Source organism: Candidatus Chloroploca sp. Khr17 (assembly GCF_004138165.1).
Classification (GTDB): domain Bacteria; phylum Chloroflexota; class Chloroflexia; order Chloroflexales; family Chloroflexaceae; genus Chloroploca.
This window is the reverse complement of sequence record NZ_RYFF01000008.1, coordinates 1-17806: the sequence shown is the minus strand read 5'-3', so window position 1 is coordinate 17806 and position 17806 is coordinate 1. Positions and strand designations below refer to the sequence as shown.

Here is a 17806-nt window from a genome sequence, read left to right as displayed (position 1 = left end):
GGGGGTGAGGGTTGGGGGCCTGCGGCCCAGGAAGCTTTGGTTGCACGAAAAAAGCCAGCTTTGCTGGCTTTTTTCGTGCAACCAAAGGGGGCAGACTATGGGATGATGGGGGTGGGTGGGGCGGGGATGTCGCAGGCGAGGCGGCGGACGAGGTCGCGCCCGTCGCGTTCGCGGATTTCGACGATGTGGGTACCTGGCCGCTCGTCACCGATCTTCAGGTTGAGCTTGTACTGTCCGTCGGCCCGTGTGAAGCCCCCGCCAACTGGGCGGCTGTTGAAGTAGAGCAGCAGCGCCGTATTGGGCTCGGCGTCGCCGGTCAACTCGACGGTGGATTGGGCAAAGCAGGTCAGGATCTCGATCCCGTCAGGGAGACTGGTGGGCGTGATCGTGGCACCCTCGCCATTGGGGGTTCTGGTCGCCATTGGTGTTGATGTCAACGTGGAGGTGGACGCTGCTGTTGGATTCCCGTTGTTGACCGGAGTTGCCGTTGGCGTATTGGTGCGGGTTGGGGTTGGGGTTGGGGTGGCCGTGGGTTCATTCATTGTGTCCCCGCCTGCTCCGCTCTGGGTGGCAGTTCTGGTAGGCGTTCGGGTGGTCAGACTCTGGGCCGTTTCGGTACTGTAGGCATTTTCTTTTGCCACTTGTGTCTGGGTTGCGCGGGCACCTGTGGTCGCCGTCATCGCTACCTGAGTGGAAAGACATTCAGGCAATGTCTGATTAGGATACGCCGGATCAGGACAAATTTTAACTTGCGTTTGAGCTATGGTTGTATCGGAGAGCGTGCCACTCACTAAGATGAGCAGCAAGGCAACCCCGGTGAAAATGAGGCTCAGTGGCAAGAAGAGATTGTTGCGTTGCATCGAGGTCTTCTCCTAAGACAAGGATTTAGCAGATAGAAAATAGGAAATAGCCGAGCGTATCAGGACGCGATGCACGCATCCGAACGGTAACAGAGTCTGAAACCTTGTCTAACGTCCTGAAGCCTGGGCAATCAGATCTTGAAAGACCGTGAAGGGCTGAGCGCCAATCAGGGTACGTTCCCCGAGGCGAAAGACCGGGCGTGAACGAATGCCCTCGGCGGTGGCGGCGTCGTGATCGGCCTGGACGGCGGCGCGATGCGTTGCGGCGTCGAGGCAGGCGTTGAGTTGCGCGAGGTCAACGTCGGCGTCAGCGGCGGCGGCGGCAAGTTCCTGCTCGGTGTCAAAGAGCATCTGGTTGTAGCGCGCATAGATGGCCTGGCGCATCGGCCAGAACTTGCCCTGGTCGGCGGCGCATTCGCTGGCTTCGGCGAGCTGGAGTGAGCGATCGCCAAGCTGGACGAGATGGCGATAGACTAATTTCACGGTGCCCGTCTTGATATACTGCTCGATCAGCTGTGGCTCGGTCTCCAACACGTGGAGCGCACAGGCCGTTCAGAGAAAATCAGAAAACATCACCAGGGTCACTGGTGCATTAGGATCACCAAGCACATGATAGCCCTCGGCGGTACGGCTTTCGGCGATGGCGTCCGGTGGGGCGACGGTGGCGGTTGGTGGCACAGGCAAGTCAGTTGGTGCAGGCGGGAGCGTTGGGGTGAAGGCAGCCTCGGGAGTTGGCAAGGCTGGCGTTGCGGTTGGCGCAGTGGTAGCAACGGCGAGCGTTGGCGGCACTGCGGTTGGCGACGGCGTCACAACGACAGACCCGCCACACCCAACGAGGAACATCACCCACAGTACGAGCATAATTGGAATACGATAGGCCGTCATTCACCCTGCCTCTCTTTAATTATGGCACGTATACTGTACCACAGGCGGGGAGGAGCAACAAGGTGAGTTGGGTGGTTTTTTTTGACGCAAAGGCGCAAGGGTGCAAAGGTTTTTTTGACGCAAAGGCGCAAGGGTTCTGTGAGCGAGGGCGGGTGTTTTTGCCCCTACGACGGGCCATTTGGTGGCAGGTAGCGGACTTGCACAATCTGATAGCCCCACATCGCAAGGCGGTTCAAGACACCGAGCATCGCGGCTTGATCGGGCAAATAACCAGTGAGGGTGGTGATCGTACCGCTTTCGGTCTCGGCGTAGGTCAGCTGCATCTGTAATTCGGCTTGCCAGTGCGGTTCAACCTTGCCTCGGATCTGGATAACATATGTTGCATCACGATCAGCAACAAGACGCATATAATTTTGTCCTCTTGATCAACGTTTAGTAGTCTGTGAAGTAAGTTTTCTGGCGTCCTCAGCCGTCCACGAATTGGGGCCACGAAGAAACGAAGAGCGCATGGAGCAGCCCATATTCGTTTCTTCGTAATCAGTATTCGTGGTCGGCGGCGCTACCGGGAAATTTAGTCCACAGACCATTTATTAGTCTGTCAACTAAATTTTCTGATGTTGTGTCACCCTGAGAACCAAATGGGCCACGGGCCAGTGATGCCGTGAGCAACAGCTGCCCATAGTAGCGCGGGCTTCCAGCCCGCAAACCCCATGCGGGCTGGAAGCCCGCGCTACTTTCGTTCACAGACTATTTAAAGGTAGTATAGTGGGATCAACGGCTTCATGCATCATCTAAAATGAAGTAGAAGGTGCAGCGCGAAGCTTATTCGGGGGGCAACATGCCGAGGGCACGGGCGGCGGCAACCGCTTCACGGCGGCTGTTCACGCCGAGCTTGCTGTAGATGGTGCTGGTATGTTTGCGTACCGTATTCGGTGTAATGACCAGATGGTCGGCAATCTCTTTGCTGGACCAGCGGGCGGCAAGCAGGGCGAGGATCTCGGTTTCGCGGCGCGTAAGGACTTCGGGGAGATCAAGGGGGGGCGTCGCAATTGGCGCAGATTCAGCAATACGGTCTGATCCTTCGGCGGTCATCAGGATGCGCTTGAGATAGCCTGGGGCAACCCCGCGCTGGGCAAGTATGGTGAGCAACGGAACAAGAGTTGGCCCGAAATCGACAAAGGTGCGTACTAGTCCACGCGACTCGGCACGTTGAATGGCTTGCTGGAGCGAGGTCAGGGCCGCCTTGGTCTGGCCGTGGACCTGATGCAACAGTGCTTGCATGGTCAGGACAAGGATCGCGACGCGGGTGCTGTGGTTGGTCATCGCATGGTGCTGGACTTGCTCAAGCAGTGCAGCGGCCTGGCGGTGTTCGTCAGCGTTACCAGCCACAATGAACGCATAGATCTGCATAAGCTGGGGCTCTTCGAACGAGATGCTCAGGCCAACGTTCGGCTCAGGCTTGATCTGGCGTGCCAGGGCCAGAGCGGTTGAATCATCGTGGCGCAAGATGGCGAGGCGTATGGCGCACCCCAGGGCTTGATTGCGAAACATTACGCTGCCCTCTTCAATCGCAAATGCATTTGCCTCTTGTTCATAGCAAGCCGCCTCGGCATGCAAGCCCTGCACGGCGGCAATCACGGCCAGGCCAATTACGGCATTGAGATACATAATTGGATTGGCCTGATATTTTAAGCGCACAAGCTGGGAAAAATAATCGGCAGCCTGGGCCAGATTCGAGCGTTCATAGGCTTCAAAGCCCAGGGAAATCAGGCCATAGGAGATCCAGGTGGATGCCACCAGGCTATGCTCTTCAACAACCTCAAGCAAGCACTGGGCGTCGCGCTTGAGCGCTGAAAACTCACCAGCCAGCAAATGCATACCACAGAGGGCCGCGAGGCGGCCGACGGTCAACCATGGTGAGCGGGGATCAACGTGCTTTGGCTGGAGTGATGCGATGATCTGCTGGCCTTCGCCATAGCGATTGGTCGCAACATACGCGAGGCCAAGGTAGATCAGCGTCTGGCGAATCACTGTAAAGGCCGAGCCATGGTGCGCAGCGTATTCCAGCAATTGGCATGCCTCGGTTGTCCTCCCTTGCCAGTAGCGCAAAATTCCCTTGAGGTTATCGCGGTCGGCGAGGAAGGTCGGCCAGGGCAGGATGGTCTCGTCTGGTGATGTTGCAGCGAGTTGGGCATCAATCTGCTCTAACCCTGTGGCGAGTTGAGCCAGATTCAGATTGCTGGAACCTTTACGGGCGGTGAGAAAGGTGAGCCCGGGGCGTTGTGCGATCAACGTCGGTGGCAAGAGATGCAGCAGGCGCGGCGGCATCCAGACTTGGAATTGTTGGATGATCGCCGCGTTGAAATGTTGCTCGATCACGTCGGCGAGCCCAGGCTCGTCACCAGCAGCGAGAAAATGGGTGATCGCCTCTTCGAGCGCATCATTGCGGGCAAACCAGTGGGCGGCTTGGCGGTGCAAAGCGCGTACGCCATCTTCGCCGCTTGCCAGATGCAAGCGACGCAGCAAGAGATCGCGAAAGAGGGGATGAAAGCGATACCAGCGCTGCTCGTGGTCGAGGGGGGCCAGGAACAGGTTGGCCTGGACCAACTGCTCAATCTGCTCGGCCATCCAGAGGTGGCCGGGATCGGCGGTGCTCGCCTGTTTGCCTGCAAGCAATGTTTGCCCTTGTGCGGTGTGTTCTGCTGGTTGATCGGCGGGCCTTGAGTCATCTGCCAATGTGCATCTAGCCAGGGTTGTCGCCAGACCCGCACAGAAACGGCTTGGCAGGGCAAGACGCAACAAGATCTGTTGCACTTCGTCGGTTTGTTGCGCCAACACTTCATCGGCCAGATATTCGGCAATCTGGCGGTTCGCTTTGACGGGCAGGCGATCATAGCCGGTGCGCTCAAATTGACTAAGGGCCGCCATTTGCAGGGCGATGGCCCACCCTTCAGTCTGCTGGAGCACCATGCTCACGGCCTGATGGCTGGGTATGAGTCCGGTCATCTTGACCAGAAGCGCCTTCGCCTCGGCCTCAGTAAAACGCAGATCATCGGCACGGATGGCGGTCACCTGGTGCTCGGCATAGAGTCGTCCCAGTGGAAGGGGTGGATCAGTACGGCTGATCAAGACCACAGAACAGTGAGGTGGGAGGTTGCGCAAGAGATAGGCGATGGTCTGATGCACGGCTTCGGAGGTAATCACATGATAATCATCAAGCACCAGCGTCAGCGGTCCGGGGATCTCGCTAAGGTCAACGAGCAGTGAGCGGAGCAGCACATAGAGTGGTGAGGCCGAGGTTTTGAGCAAGGCATAGGTCGTTGGGCATGCCTCGGGGAAAACCTTGGTCACCGCGCCAACGAGGTACGCCAGCACATGCAAGCCATCCTGATCGTGTTCATCGAGGGTGACCCATGCCACCGCAGGTTGTTGGGGCGAGCGAAGGGTGAGCCACTGGGCAACGAAGGTTGATTTGCCAAAGCCGGCCGGCGCAACGACGAGCGTGAGACGAGTGGAAGGGTACGGCCCCAGGCGTACGAGCAGATCAGTGCGTCGGACAACCGTATCACGCAACTGCGGCATGGTCAATTTTGTTGGCACCAGCAACGGCAGTGCGTATGTCACCCTATCCTCCAGCAACACCTACTGACCCAATGATCAGTATACGCTACCTAGCCGGTGGCAAGCAAGAGGGAGGTTGTTTGTGATCTGGAACTGCTATGCCAGCAAAGCTGGCATAGCAGTTCCAGATCACAAAGAAAAGTTTTACATTGATTCGGTGGTGAGAAAAAAGCGCTTTTCGAGGTAATTGATGATAGTGCGGGCGTTTTCTTCGGGGGTTGTGTCAACGGTGGTGAGTCGGAGTTCTGGGTCGATCGGCGGCTCGTAGGGGTCGTCGATGCCGGTGAAGCCTTTGAGTTCACCGCGCCGCGCTTTGAGATAGAGGCCTTTGGTATCACGGGCTTCACAGACATCGAGGGGGGTATCAACAAAGATTTCGATGAACTGACCTTCATTGACCATGTGGCGACACTCGTTACGCGTCGTACGATACGGGCTGATCGCAGCACAGATCACGACGCCGCCTGCTTTGACGACTTCGCCGGCGACGAAGCCAATGCGCAGGATGTTGGTGTCACGATCTTCGCGTGAAAAGCCTAAGCCTTTGGAGAGATGGGTGCGCACGACATCGCCATCAAGCACGGTCGGGATGCGGCCCTGTTCTTGGAGCAGAATGGTCAGGATCGAGGCAATCGTTGATTTGCCTGCGCCACTCAGCCCGGTAAACCAGAGGCAGAAGCCCTGTTGGAAGCGTGGAGGGTGGCGTTGCCGCAGGATTGTAGCGGTCTCGGGGCGGGTAAACCAGGCTGGCAGCAAACGCCCCTGGGCCAGATACTCGTCGCGCACCTCGGTTCCCGAGAGATTGGCGATTTCGGCGTCGGCCGGGATCTCGTCGCGGGTGACATACCGCTGGTGGTTTTTGAGGTAGACCAACTCGGTGAAGGGTACCATCGTGACGCCGAGCTCTTGCTGGTGGCGAGCGAGCAAATCCTGGGCAGCGTAGGGCCCATAGAAGGGTTGGCCTTGGCTATCGTTGCCAGGGCCGGCGTGGTCGCGCCCGACGATGAAATGGGTTGCGCCATAATTGCGTCGGATCACCGCATGCCAGACTGCCTCGCGGGGGCCAGCCATGCGCATCGCGAGGGGCAGCAGGCTGAGCAGCGTCGTGTGCGGGTCGAAATAGTGCTCGACGACCGCCTTATAGATGCGCACCCGCGTAAAGTGATCGACATCGCCAGGCCGGGTCAAGCCGACAACGGGATGGATCAAGAGCGCCCCTTCAACCTGCTGGGCTGCCCGACGGATCATCTCTTCGTGGGCGCGATGGAGGGGATTGCGGGTCTGGAAGGCGACGACCCGGGCGTGGCCGAGGTCGGCGAGCAGACGGCGCACCTGGGCAGGGGTACGGCGCAACTCAACAAAGTCGAAATAGGTTGGCAACGCCAGCACGCTCAACGCCCCACTGGCATAGAATTTGCCCCAGCGGGTCATTTCGGCCACCAGCGGATGGCGCGCATCGGTTGTGCCGAGCACCTGGCGCATCTCGGCCTCGGGGTCATAGGCAAAGACCTCTTCGAGATCCATGATCGCGAGGGGGGTATGGTAGGCATCGCGCAGCACCACGCGGTCGGTGCCGGTGGGCGGGGCTTCGAGGGGAAGCGTGATTGGCATCGGCCAGAGAGTACCATCAGCGAGGCGCATCTCGGCACAGACGCGCTCATAATCAGCCTGGCCCAGAAAGCGCGTCAACGGTGAAAAACCACCGGATGCGAGCAACTCGAGATCGCAGACACTTCTTGGTGACAGTTGGATACTCGGCAGGTGGGCGGCTTCTTCCAGCAAGATCTGGCGTTCTTCGGTGGATGCGATCAGATTGACGAGCAGGCCGCCATAGGGGGGTATCTGAGGATCGGGCAGGTTCATCTGGGTCTTCCATCTCTAACAGGTTTTTATGCTGACGGCTTATTATAGCAGGCTGCAAGGCTATGCTTTTTACATAAGACGGTTTTTTTGACGCAAAGGCGCGAAGGCGCAACGGCGCAACGGGGGGAGGGGGGTTTTTGACGCAAAGGCGCGAAGGCGCGAAGGGGGGCGAGGGGGGGCGAGGGGGGGTTTTTGACGCAAAGGCGCGAAGGCGCAACGGGGGGACGGTGGGTTTTTTGACGCAAAGGCGCGAAGGCGCAACGGGGGGACGGTGGGTTTTTTGACGCAAAGGCGCAAAGGCGCAACGGGGGGACGGTGGGGCACGGCGGCGTAGGGGCACGGCTATTAGTAGAGGCACGGCGCCGCCGTGCCTCTACTAATAGCCGTGCGGTAGGGGGAGGCGGGTGGTGAGGCGCTGGAGGCTGCGTTTGAGGGTAGCGGGCAACGAATCGGTTGCCAGTCGGGTGCGCAGGTAGGCGTAGAGATGGCCTGGATGTGGGGCAAGGTGCTGCATGGCGGCGGTTTGTTGAAAGATGGCGTAGTTGAGTTGGATGCGTTGCCATGCGGTGCGTTCCCATGGGGGAATCAGATCGAGGTGCCATAGTGTTCGGGCATAGGCTGGCACGTCGCTCTGCGCGAGTTGTGCCAGAATGGGCGCGGGCACGTCAGCCACGCCGAGCGCCCGCAGCGCTGCGAGCCGTTCGTAGAGGATGAAGGCCAGGTTGCTCTGGGAGGCCATGGCAACAAGCCGGGGCCAGTCGATGGGGGCGTTGGTACAGAGCCGGGCGCTATCCACGAGCGAGATCAATTCGAGGGCTGGCCCGTCGGCGAGGGCCTGCAGCAACTGATCGGTTGGATCGAGCGTACGCGCCGTGATCGAGAGGCTCGTCAGATTGACGGCCCGTGCAAACCACTGCTTGCTCCACGCAGACAGTGGGGCACGGGGCAGGGCGTGCCAGCAGAGGCGTACCTGATCGGCGTGCTGATTGGCGGTTGGCCGACTGAAGAGATAGCCTGCCTGCCAGCGCACGAAGCGCTCGCTGGTGAGGGTCGCGGTGGGAGGCGAAGGCTGCCAACCTGCCGCGCTCAACGTCTGGATCGCCCTACCCCGATCCTCGGTGGGCACCAGTACCTGCGGCACCCCCAGCGGGCGCAGCGCCTGCGTATCATAGACCGTGAGCACGAGGGCCGCCGGGCCAAGCAGCAACGCCGGTTGACCGGCGCCATCGAACACCTGCAACACATCACTGACCGCCTTGAGCGCCCGCTGATTGGCATACCAGACCCGCCGATAGATGCCCTTGATGCGCGGGAGCCACGGATGCTCGGGGGCGCTGCGCTGGAGCTGCGGATAGAGCAACGGCAGCAAGTGAAACTGACCGGGCTCCAGCCGATTGAGCTCGGTGGCTGCCAGCCAGGAGCGCAGCGCCTGGGAATTTGGCGCATCTGGCGGCAACACCGCTTGGAGCAAAGCGTAGGTTGAAGGAGAGAGGTTCATGGTGTTCACATGCCTATTGATTGTGGAGATTGGCGGCGTTTGCGCAGCAGCGATTGTCGCATGACGACAAACCACTCACGACGGAACCGCTCGCGCTGGATGGCGTTATTAGCCTCATGAATGCGCTTGAGCAACAGGACCCTCTCAACTACATCAGATGGCACCTGCATATCCTGAGCGCGAGCAAACCAGTCTACCTCGAAAGCCACCGCAAAAGCAGGATCAAACCAACCAACGCGATCGAAGATCTCACGCCGGGCCAGCATCGTGCCTGGGAAACGCCCCTCGATCCCCTGGGCAAAGCCTTCTTCGCGAAAACCGGGACGTGGCGGGCACCCAGGATCATAAAACAAACGCAACAGAGTCGTCGTATACATCAGATGCGGTTGGGCCTGCATCGCGGCGAATTGCACCTGCAGCTTATTTGGTGTCCACAGATCATCGGCATCAAGAAAGGCGACAAACTCGCCAGAGGCTTGGCGAAGGGCCAGATTGCGCGCATTGGCAATGTATCAGTCAGATTGCCTGGCCGCAGAGATAGAACATGAAATGACCCGCCCGGAGCTTACGGGTAGCGGCCCTCAATCTGCGCCATTGTACCCGCATAAGTTGAACCTGGGTGGTCTGTGCGGACAGGTACCCGCCCGACTCCAACTTCTGGCGGTGCAAGTCATCGCAGGGCAGGGGCAAGTTGAACTCTACGGTGAGATGCTGCGCCAACGCCCGAAACAGACGAATGTATACCCCGTAGACCTTGTAGCGCAGGATTGTATCGCCGAAGAAAAATTTCTGATGCTTGTATAAATCATAGAGCCACGGCCGGATTTGATTCAATCCGCTGAAATGGAAGACAATCAACGGCTGTTCATCCACGAAAACGCCGCCATCCTGGCTGATGGAAAAGCGGTAATTGCTTATATTCCACGGCGCTGTGTTTACGCCTTTGTGTTCGAGCACGACGACGCCAGCAAAACGGCTGGGCCAATTGTCGAGATACTTCTGGTCGCCGTGTTTCCCATCCTCAATCCGGTCGTAGCACCATTCAAGACAGCGCTCGCGCCACCATTGGAGGCAGGCCAGGCCATTTGCATCGCGGCGGAAGGACAACCAGCCGACATTGTAGAACCCGCGCTCGGCTTCGCCGTCACGCTGATGGACTGGTCGGCGATGGCCCACGATGGCAATCGAGTGATTGCCCATTTCTGCGAACGCCGGTTCGGGATTTGCATAGAGAAACAGATCGGCGTCCAAGTAGGTAATAAGCTCTGGCTCGGACCAGTGTCGGAATATATAGAGAGGCAGCGAGGGCGTGCAGGTGAAGCAGTATTCAAGCGCCGAACGATCTTGCTTCGTCGCGATCAGGGCGTCATCGCCCAACTCAAAGTCCGCGAGCCGAATTGCCACCACGTTGGGTAGCGCCAACTTCGTCAGCGTCGCATAGGTGATGTCATCAATGCAAAGCACCCAAAGCTTGAAGTCGGTGCAATGCAGAGCCAAAGAGTGAATCAGTGCCAGTCCGCGCGGCAAAAAATGTGCATCGAAATAGGTGCAAAAGTAGTGTTTCATCAAGACTCCTTGGGCGCACCGGCTGGTGTTTGATGCCGAAACAGATAACCGCGATAGACACACTGTTCAGGGGCATGGCGAATATTTGGTGCGAGTTGGTAGACAAACTCGCGCAGCAACTGCGCCCCAGCCGCCTCCGCCGCATCCAGCAACTCAGTCTGGTTGAGGCACCACGCCAGATACTCCGTGGCATAGCCGTGGGCATAGGGGCGCTGAACAAACACGAAGGCGCCTGTATGCTGCACCATAGGCAGATTGGCGATGAAGAGATAGCCATTCGTTGCCGCGACCAACTGCCGCAGCACGTTTCGCCAGTCTTTGGCATACTGCAAAGAACTGCTGGCCAGAACAAAGTCGTAGGCTTTGTGCAAGCAGCTATCGTCGGGATGAAAAAACTGGTTCGGGAAAAGCTGCGCGCCATAGGCGCATAACAACGGTAAGTCTTTGCTGTGGTACTCGATCTCTACGTCCGGCAGCAGCGCCTGTGCCAGCAAATAGTAGTGCCCGATACCGCCGCCCCAGTCCAACATGGTAAGGCGGTCATGGTGGCGCGCCGCTAGCGCCAGAGCGTAGCCGTATGTCATGATCATATTATGGCTGGCTACACTCTCGCGCGTGGTCAAATGGGTTACATCATGGCTGACACCCAGTGGCCCTGTCCCATCCACCAATTGCACAAACCGAGGCCATTTGCGTTTGTACGTATCCAGCACCCCCTGCACATCCCAGCCTTTCACCTCGGGGTGGGTTTGGGCGTAAGCCCACCCTTCTGGAATGTACTCCCATTCGACAGGCCCCCGGTGCCCAGCACGCAACGTCCGCAGGGCGCTTACCAGTATGGGAGGCATTATTTGTCGGAGTAGTTTTGTGAATCGCATGATCGCACATTCCCGTCTGTTCAAACAAGTTGCGCCATGCCACAAGCGTTTCCATGAGATAAACTACCGGTTCTGGATGGCCTTAGCCAGGTAGCGCTCGCCGTTGTGGACAGGGATGATGATGGTGACGATATGAGGTTCAGAGAGCCTCATGTCCTTGCTTTCGGTAAACCTATGAACCATGCTTCCGTTGAACAGAACGCCGCAGAGAGAGCAGCAATTGGTCATTGGTGGTTACATCTGTCAGGGATGTATTGCAGCCATGTACACGTTTATGTACGAGTACTTGATCGCAGACATGCCCGACGATCTTGGCGTCAAAGACCCGGGCGTACCAATCGACATCCTCGCCGATTGGCATGTGGGGATCATACAGACCCACTTGCTCGAACAGGCTGCGACGCACCAGTAACGTCTCCATGATGTAGGCCACAGGTTCTTTTTGAAGGAGTTCGTACCGAAACCCGGTAGGCGGTGTTTCTCCAGGTTCCAAAAAAGAACGAATCCGGCAAACCGTATATTGGCAATCCAGATGTGCCAGCAAATGATTCACCTGAATCGCCAGCTTGTCCGGAGTCCACAGGTCATCATGGGACAGAAAGGCGATCAACTCGCCCTGGGCCTGGGCAATGCCAAAATTGTAGGCGTTGGAGATACCGCTGTCGGGTTGGCGCAGATAACGCACATCGGCGAAAGATTGAGCGATCTCCGCCGTTCGGTCGGTAGAGTTCCCGTCTACCACCAGGATCTCGGCAGGTGGCAGGGTCTGATCCAGGATACTTTGCAGCGCCTGGGCAAGAAAACGCTCACCGTTCTTCACGATCACAATCACACTGACTGAATCATGTCGATCCATTCTTTTCCTCATCTTGGCGAAAACTTGACGCATTGGCAAAGGTGACCGTTGCTGTCCTCGCATTTGCTTGCGGCGATTGACGTCGCCTGACCACGGAACGCTGCAACGCCAGCAGAAACTGGTGACGACTGCCCGCCAGGCTGCCCGTCAGGTTTTCCGTGTGACGACGATAGGTCAAGACGACATCCGGGTGGATGATAAGCTCCACGGGTTGTTCCAGCAAGTGAAGAAACCATTCCACATCTTCGTCCCCCCGTAGACGGGGATCAAATTGCCCTACCAGGTCAAAGATTGAGCGCCGGAAAAGGCCCTCTTGCAGCAAGAGGATCGGGCCAGGCTGACCATAGGGCGTTGTAATGCCGACCGCATCGGGATCGGTAAGGACAATTTGCGAGTAGCCAATCACCGCGTATGCATTGGGATAGCGCTGCAACAAAGCAACCTGGGTCGCCAGTTTTTCCGCTGACCAGAGATCATCCGCATCTTGAAAAGCGATGAAGCTACCGACAGCATGTTGCAGGCCCGCATTTCGCGCCGCGGCAGGCCCCTGATTGCTCTGCTGTATGAGTTGAATGGGTACAGGTGATGCAGCCTTGATCTGGGCAGCGATCTCGGCCGATCCATCCGTTGACCCATCATCCACCACGATGATCTCATCGGGCGGCAGGGTCTGATCCAGGATACTCTGGATCGCCTCGGCGAGGAAGCGTTCACCGTTGTAGACGGGGAGGATGACGGAAATGCAGGGCTCATTCATTAATTACTGCCTCTGTTCAAGCCGTCGCCTCACGAAAGTGATAAGATCGTGAGCAAACGTATCCTGTTTACCCAGCCACATATTGTTTGGATGGTGTCGATACCAGAGTACTGACTCGCGATGGGTAAGTGCGGGTATCCGTAACTCGCGTGAGCGAAGAAACCAGTCCAGGTCTTCCCCGTGCCACATACTTTCATCGTAGCTTCCTACCTGTTCAAAGACCGTGCGCTGCATCAATACTGATCCGACATGTGGCCCAGGATGCGGGGGGCCGAGCATCATCTTCTGCTGGTTTTCCATCTTAAATTCCTGAATATACCCCCAAACCAGTCGTGCTGTTTTGTGCTCTGTCAGGAGGCGAAGTTGGACAGACAACTTATCGCGATCCCAAACATCATCGGCATCAAGAAAACCAATATATGCCCCCTGCGCCAGTTGCACCCCATGATTGCGCGCTGCTGCCGGCCCCTGGTTGTGCTGGTAAACATAGCGCATCGGCATCGGTATCGCCGTCGTGGCCGCCAGGTTGGCGACGACCTTCGCTGTGCCATCCGTCGAGCCATCGTCGACCACGATGATCTCGTCGGGTGGCAGGGTCTGGTCGAGCACGCTCTGGATGGCCTCGGCGAGGAAGCGTTCGCCATTGTAGACGGGGATGATCACGCTGATGGTTGGTGATGACATGCTTACACCTCTAGCCAGTGGGTCAGGTCGCGCCCGATCAGTTCTTGTGTACGAAGTATATCATCTCGATAGCGGGCGGTGAGTTCGCGGCGGAGATCTGCATCAATCGGGGGTGGTTGGGTTCGAATAAGCTTGCGATACCCTCGCGCTAGGTGTTGACGCATTGGCTTTGGGAACTGCCGAATCAGCCGAGAAACCACATGTTCTGCCTTGCGAGTCACCAATGGTGCAAAGTGTAAGCGTGGCCACGAAGCGGTATTGTGATGGATTGACATATCCGGAGTGAAGGTGTCATCCACACCGATAAATTGGAAGATGGCGCGCATTAACATTCGTGCATTTGCCTGCAGATCATCATACAACCAGACCTGAATTTGCTCACGTGGAAAGCATTGAAAATAGCATTTTAGGTTGTCAAAATAGAGACCTCTTGCAAAGCTACGTCGTGGTTTTCCATCAACGCGGCGCATTCGGTTCGCCACCTCAAATTGCAGCACCCGCCGAAAGTTCCTCTCTTCTTCTTGTCCTATACTTACGTGATACACATGGCTGGAATAGGCGCGATCGGCTGGCTGGCGTAGAATTGCGATCAGCTTCGCATCCGGGATATACGCCTGAATACCCAGAATGGACTGCTCGGCGAAGCCAAGGTAACATGGCGAGACATCCCCGCGAGCCTGCGTGCTCTCTGCTTCGGCAAAGAGCGCTTCATACGCCTGAAGTGACTTTACAGGCCAGGCGAGCGAGGCAAGATCGGCTGATGAAAGAGGCAATAGCTGGTGACCTGCATAGGTCAAAAATCGAAGTTCTTTGATCCGGCTCATGAATACTTGGGGATGCTGCTTCAAGTAATGGTGAAGTGAGGTCGTGCCGGCTTTGTAGGCACCAATCACCAGAAATGTGGGCCGTAATCCATGTTTATTGGAAGACATTGCTTACTCTTCTGAATCATATAGAGATCGCATGGTGAGGCATAGTCATGCGTTTTTCTCTTCTGACTGACGCTGCCTGACGACTTGCCGCAACGCTCGCACATAGCTCTGGCGCAGGGCATCTGGTGACCGTCCGCCGCCAGAGTTATGGGCGTGGATGCGGCGTTCAAAGACGACGTTGGGCAAGATGAACAACCGCAAGCCGACGGTCTGCGACTTGGCATACCAGGCAACAATTTCATTGACACCTGGATCTTCGGTAAAGGTGCCGACGCGCTCAAACGCCTGGCGGCGGATCAAGAGCGCCACCCTGGAGATTCCGGGGCGATGCTCTTCGGTGCAATCCTGACCATCCTGGAATTGACGCACGTGCCCAAAGACCATGTCCAGGGTTGGATCGGCGTTCAACGCTGCGACCTGTCGCGCTAATTTGTCGGGCAACCAGCGATCATCCGCATCAAGAAAAGCGAATAGGTCGCCGCGAGCATGGCTGAGGCCCAAGTTGAGGGCCGCGCCGACGCCCCGGTTGGTTTGGCGTAACAGATGCACCCCCGCAAACTGAGCCGCAACCGCCGCGCTGCCATCGGTCGAGCCATCATCCACCACGATGATCTCGTCGGGCGGCAGGGTCTGGTCGAGCACACTCTGGAGCGCCTCGGCGAGGAAGCGTTCGCCGTTGTAGACGGGGATGATGACGGACACACGCTCATGCATTGGCAATCTCCCAGGCCAGCCCGTGGGCGCAGCAGCGCGTGCGGGGGCGTTTTTGGCAACGGATGCGCTAGGGGCTGCTGCGCCCCTCCTTCGGCGGGGAACCTGTCAGATATGACGTCAACAAACGGCGAATGGCGTCCACATTGACCTGGGGATCGCTCGCCAGTTCAATGCGGTAGCATGGCAAGCGCCGGGCCATTGTTGCGGTGAAGCGGTAGTTCTCGGCTTCGGCGCCGGGCAGCCAGATGACGGTGCTTGGCCCCAGTTGGCGGAAGACGTCGCCGGGGGCCGCAGGATGGATGGCGGCTTCGGATCGATGGGCGACCTGCGGGAGCAGCAACGCTTTGACGGGGAAACTGGTGATCATGTGGTCGGCGAAGGTGGGGTGGAGGAAGACGAGCCCCTTCTCGGCTTTGTAGTTGTTGTCCCACCCCGCGAGCAGGGGGCGGAAGTGGGGCAAGCGGGGCAGCATGTCGCCCTTGATCTTGGCCGAGCTAAAGAGGGCAAAGGCTTGCGGTGCTGGCTCTAGCTGCACCAGGCACTTGTCGTCGCTGAGCAACTGAAGGCCATCCTGAGCGAGGCAACTCAGCGCGGTGGTGGATTTGCCCGCGCCGGTGTTGCCAATGAGCAGTACGCCCCCGGTCGCGTTCCCCACGGCGGCGGCGTGGACGATCTGCCAGCCAAACTCGGCCAGCGCCCAGTGAAAGAGGGTCTGCACCGGCGCGGCGCGTTCGTAAATGGAGAGCAGGCTGGCGTCCTCCACCCAAAAATAGCCTTGGCGGTTTGCACGGTCATAGGCGAAGAGTTGGCCAGAGGTAGGCGCGTGCATCAGCGAACGCACACCATCGTGGGCGATCGCCCGTTGGCCGTAGCGGCGGTAAGCATCGGGCGTGAAGGGCGGTCGCGGCGGCCAGACACCGGTCGCAGCCCCGTCGCAGAGGGAGAACGTGATCGCAGGTTCCGCGACTGGTGCCTCAGTCACCAGATGGGCCAAGGCTGGCAGGGTGGCTTCGGCGAGTGCTGGGCCAACGATGCGGAGGCGGAAGGTCAGCTTGGCGACCTGGAGGTACCGTTCTTGGATGGGTTGCCGCGACGCGGCCTGTTCCACCGCATCTGGATAGTGGGCGAGGTAATCAAGTAATACGTGGGACATCTATCCAAGCCTCCTCATCATCGAGCGGACATACTTGATCAATGGCCTGAGGTTGCGACGCAAGCGATAGCGCCGTGTTGGCGGACGCTCAATCAACCAGTTTGTCACCAACTCGCCCCCCAATTGGCTCTTGAAGCGGGTGACCTTGTGCGGATAGGGAGCGCCAGTCAGATCAGTTCCAGTATACCCCATCGCCGCCAGGTCTTTGCAAACCATCCACCGTAAAAAGTAGGGCGATTGCATCATACGAAACCGGATACAACGGGGCACCCGCAAGGGGTGCCCCTACACCGGGCCCGCCCCCCGGCCCTTGCGGGTGCCTTGGCGGGTGCCCTTGCGGGTGCCCTTGCGGGTGCCTTGGCGGGGTGCATACACGGAAGATGCAATCGCCCTGGCGTAAAAAGGGGCGTTGCGAACGGACGGAGGCTGAGCCTGTCGAAGCCAGTCTCTATATCAACAAACTTGATGCACAGACCAGTTAGTGGTCTGTGAACTAAGTTTTCTGGGGTCGTTCGCCGACCACGAATTACGACCACGAATAAACGAATACCGCATGGGGCAGCCCCTATTCGTTTATTCGTGATCAGTATTCGTGGTTGGCGGTGCTACCGGGAAACTTAGGTTATAGACCAGTTAGCATATTGATGAGGTGAATGCGATGACACTGGATGATATCGTGCAGGATATTAAGGACAGCACGGTGTGAATCCATGCCAATCACTGGCTGAGTAATGGCGCACCGACGTGCCTGAACCACCGATGAGCATGCTGCCACTACCGCGCAAGCTTCCCGGAAGTGTAGGCGGAAAAAGCTTGCGAAATCATCATCGTTGGTGACCGTCAACCCCTGGGCTATAGAGGGGCATCCCGCCCACCAGTTCCTCGCCGTGGAAGACCCCGATGATCGTGAAGCGTCCCCCCGTTGCGCGGCACAAGATCGCCAGATAGTCCGGCATGGCGAAGATGCTCCCCGAGGGTGCCGTGCTAACGAGGGCGTTCCAGCGATCATAGTCGGACGCGGTGAGCGGGCGGGTGGTGGTGGTATTCATAGCTTTCTCGGTAGGAAATAGGAAATAGGAAATAGGAAATAGGAAATAGGAAATAGGAAATAGGAAATAGGAAATAGGAAATAGGAAATAGCAGCCCCTGTGCCCCCTGTTCAGTTGTACCGTCCCCCGTTTGCTGCTGCGCCCTGCCGTGGGCATGGTTTGATCCCGGTATTCGGATGTGTCCTCGCGTCGGCCCCGGCGCGTCATCGGGGGTGGGGTGCGCCGCCGATACGCCCGTGGGCGCAGCAGCGATGAGGGGGGCGTGTTCGGCAAGGGGGACGCTGGGGGCTGCTGCGCCCCTACACGGTGCCCTGGCGTGGGCATGGTTTGATTTCGGTATTCGGATGTGTCCTCCTCTGGTATCATGATCTGTACGCCACGCGTGTGACCGAACGCCGTGAGCGGTGGGACGTGGGAGACCGATACACATTAGGGACTACGCAGTGGCATCAGGACGCGCCCCGTCACCAGGGCGCTTCGTTATTTCGGC

The 17806-nt window shown here is 58.2% G+C and carries 17 protein-coding genes and 1 pseudogene; all 18 read right to left on the bottom strand.

What is annotated here, in order from left to right; all coding sequences use genetic code 11:
* Window positions 1-95: 95 nt before the first annotated feature.
* The gene (locus EKD05_RS06840; protein WP_129671701.1) at window positions 96-860 is read right to left on the bottom strand and encodes a hypothetical protein; all 765 of its coding nucleotides are present in this window, start codon (window positions 858-860) and stop codon (window positions 96-98) included.
* A gap of 108 nt (window positions 861-968) precedes the next feature.
* Window positions 969-1397: pseudogene (locus EKD05_RS06835) on the bottom strand (DsbA family protein); the annotation flags it as partial.
* Window positions 1398-1412: 15 nt separating this feature from the next.
* A complete protein-coding gene (locus EKD05_RS06830) occupies window positions 1413-1745 on the bottom strand; it encodes a hypothetical protein (RefSeq protein WP_129671699.1) in 333 nt (110 codons plus the stop codon).
* A gap of 164 nt (window positions 1746-1909) precedes the next feature.
* The gene (locus EKD05_RS06825; RefSeq protein ID WP_129671698.1) at window positions 1910-2152 is read right to left on the bottom strand and encodes a hypothetical protein; all 243 of its coding nucleotides are present in this window, start codon (window positions 2150-2152) and stop codon (window positions 1910-1912) included.
* A 415-nt stretch (window positions 2153-2567) separates the two neighbouring features.
* On the bottom strand, window positions 2568-5369 hold the full coding sequence (locus tag EKD05_RS06820) for a LuxR C-terminal-related transcriptional regulator (protein WP_129671697.1): 2802 nt from the start codon (window positions 5367-5369) through the stop codon (window positions 2568-2570).
* A 141-nt stretch (window positions 5370-5510) separates the two neighbouring features.
* Window positions 5511-7229 carry a bifunctional sulfate adenylyltransferase/adenylylsulfate kinase gene (locus tag EKD05_RS06815; RefSeq protein WP_129671696.1) on the bottom strand — a complete coding sequence of 573 codons (1719 nt, stop codon included), beginning with the start codon at window positions 7227-7229 and terminating at the stop codon, window positions 5511-5513.
* A 376-nt stretch (window positions 7230-7605) separates the two neighbouring features.
* A complete protein-coding gene (locus tag EKD05_RS06810; protein ID WP_129671695.1) occupies window positions 7606-8727 on the bottom strand; it encodes a nucleotidyltransferase family protein in 1122 nt (373 codons plus the stop codon).
* Window positions 8728-8732: 5 nt separating this feature from the next.
* Entirely contained in the window at window positions 8733-9236 is a 504-nt protein-coding gene (locus EKD05_RS06805; protein ID WP_129671694.1) for a glycosyltransferase family A protein, read from the bottom strand.
* A gap of 7 nt (window positions 9237-9243) precedes the next feature.
* Complete coding sequence (locus tag EKD05_RS06800) at window positions 9244-10293, bottom strand: hypothetical protein (RefSeq protein WP_129671693.1); 1050 nt, start codon at window positions 10291-10293, stop codon at window positions 9244-9246.
* Complete coding sequence (locus tag EKD05_RS06795) at window positions 10293-10916, bottom strand: methyltransferase domain-containing protein (protein ID WP_129671692.1); 624 nt, start codon at window positions 10914-10916, stop codon at window positions 10293-10295. The genes EKD05_RS06800 and EKD05_RS06795 overlap by 1 nt, the downstream gene beginning before the upstream one ends.
* A 427-nt stretch (window positions 10917-11343) precedes the next feature.
* Complete coding sequence (locus tag EKD05_RS06790) at window positions 11344-12027, bottom strand: glycosyltransferase (RefSeq protein ID WP_129671691.1); 684 nt, start codon at window positions 12025-12027, stop codon at window positions 11344-11346.
* Window positions 12014-12784 carry a glycosyltransferase family A protein gene (locus EKD05_RS06785; RefSeq protein ID WP_129671690.1) on the bottom strand — a complete coding sequence of 257 codons (771 nt, stop codon included), beginning with the start codon at window positions 12782-12784 and terminating at the stop codon, window positions 12014-12016. Before EKD05_RS06785 ends, EKD05_RS06790 begins: the two co-directional genes overlap by 14 nt.
* Before the next feature lie 3 nt (window positions 12785-12787).
* The gene (locus EKD05_RS06780) at window positions 12788-13468 is read right to left on the bottom strand and encodes a glycosyltransferase family A protein (protein ID WP_129671689.1); all 681 of its coding nucleotides are present in this window, start codon (window positions 13466-13468) and stop codon (window positions 12788-12790) included.
* Window positions 13469-13470: 2 nt separating this feature from the next.
* Entirely contained in the window at window positions 13471-14400 is a 930-nt protein-coding gene (locus EKD05_RS06775) for a sulfotransferase domain-containing protein (protein ID WP_129671688.1), read from the bottom strand.
* 45 nt (window positions 14401-14445) lie between these two features.
* Window positions 14446-15114, bottom strand: a complete 669-nt coding sequence (locus EKD05_RS06770; RefSeq protein WP_129671687.1) for a glycosyltransferase family A protein — start codon at window positions 15112-15114, stop codon at window positions 14446-14448.
* A 67-nt stretch (window positions 15115-15181) separates the two neighbouring features.
* Window positions 15182-16267, bottom strand: coding sequence for a hypothetical protein (locus EKD05_RS06765; protein WP_129671686.1), 1086 nt, complete (start codon window positions 16265-16267; stop codon window positions 15182-15184).
* Window positions 16268-16513, bottom strand: a complete 246-nt coding sequence (locus EKD05_RS06760) for a hypothetical protein (RefSeq protein ID WP_129671685.1) — start codon at window positions 16511-16513, stop codon at window positions 16268-16270.
* Between the two features lie 578 nt (window positions 16514-17091).
* Complete coding sequence (locus tag EKD05_RS06750; RefSeq protein ID WP_129671683.1) at window positions 17092-17316, bottom strand: hypothetical protein; 225 nt, start codon at window positions 17314-17316, stop codon at window positions 17092-17094.
* Between the last annotated feature and the right edge of the window lie 490 nt (window positions 17317-17806).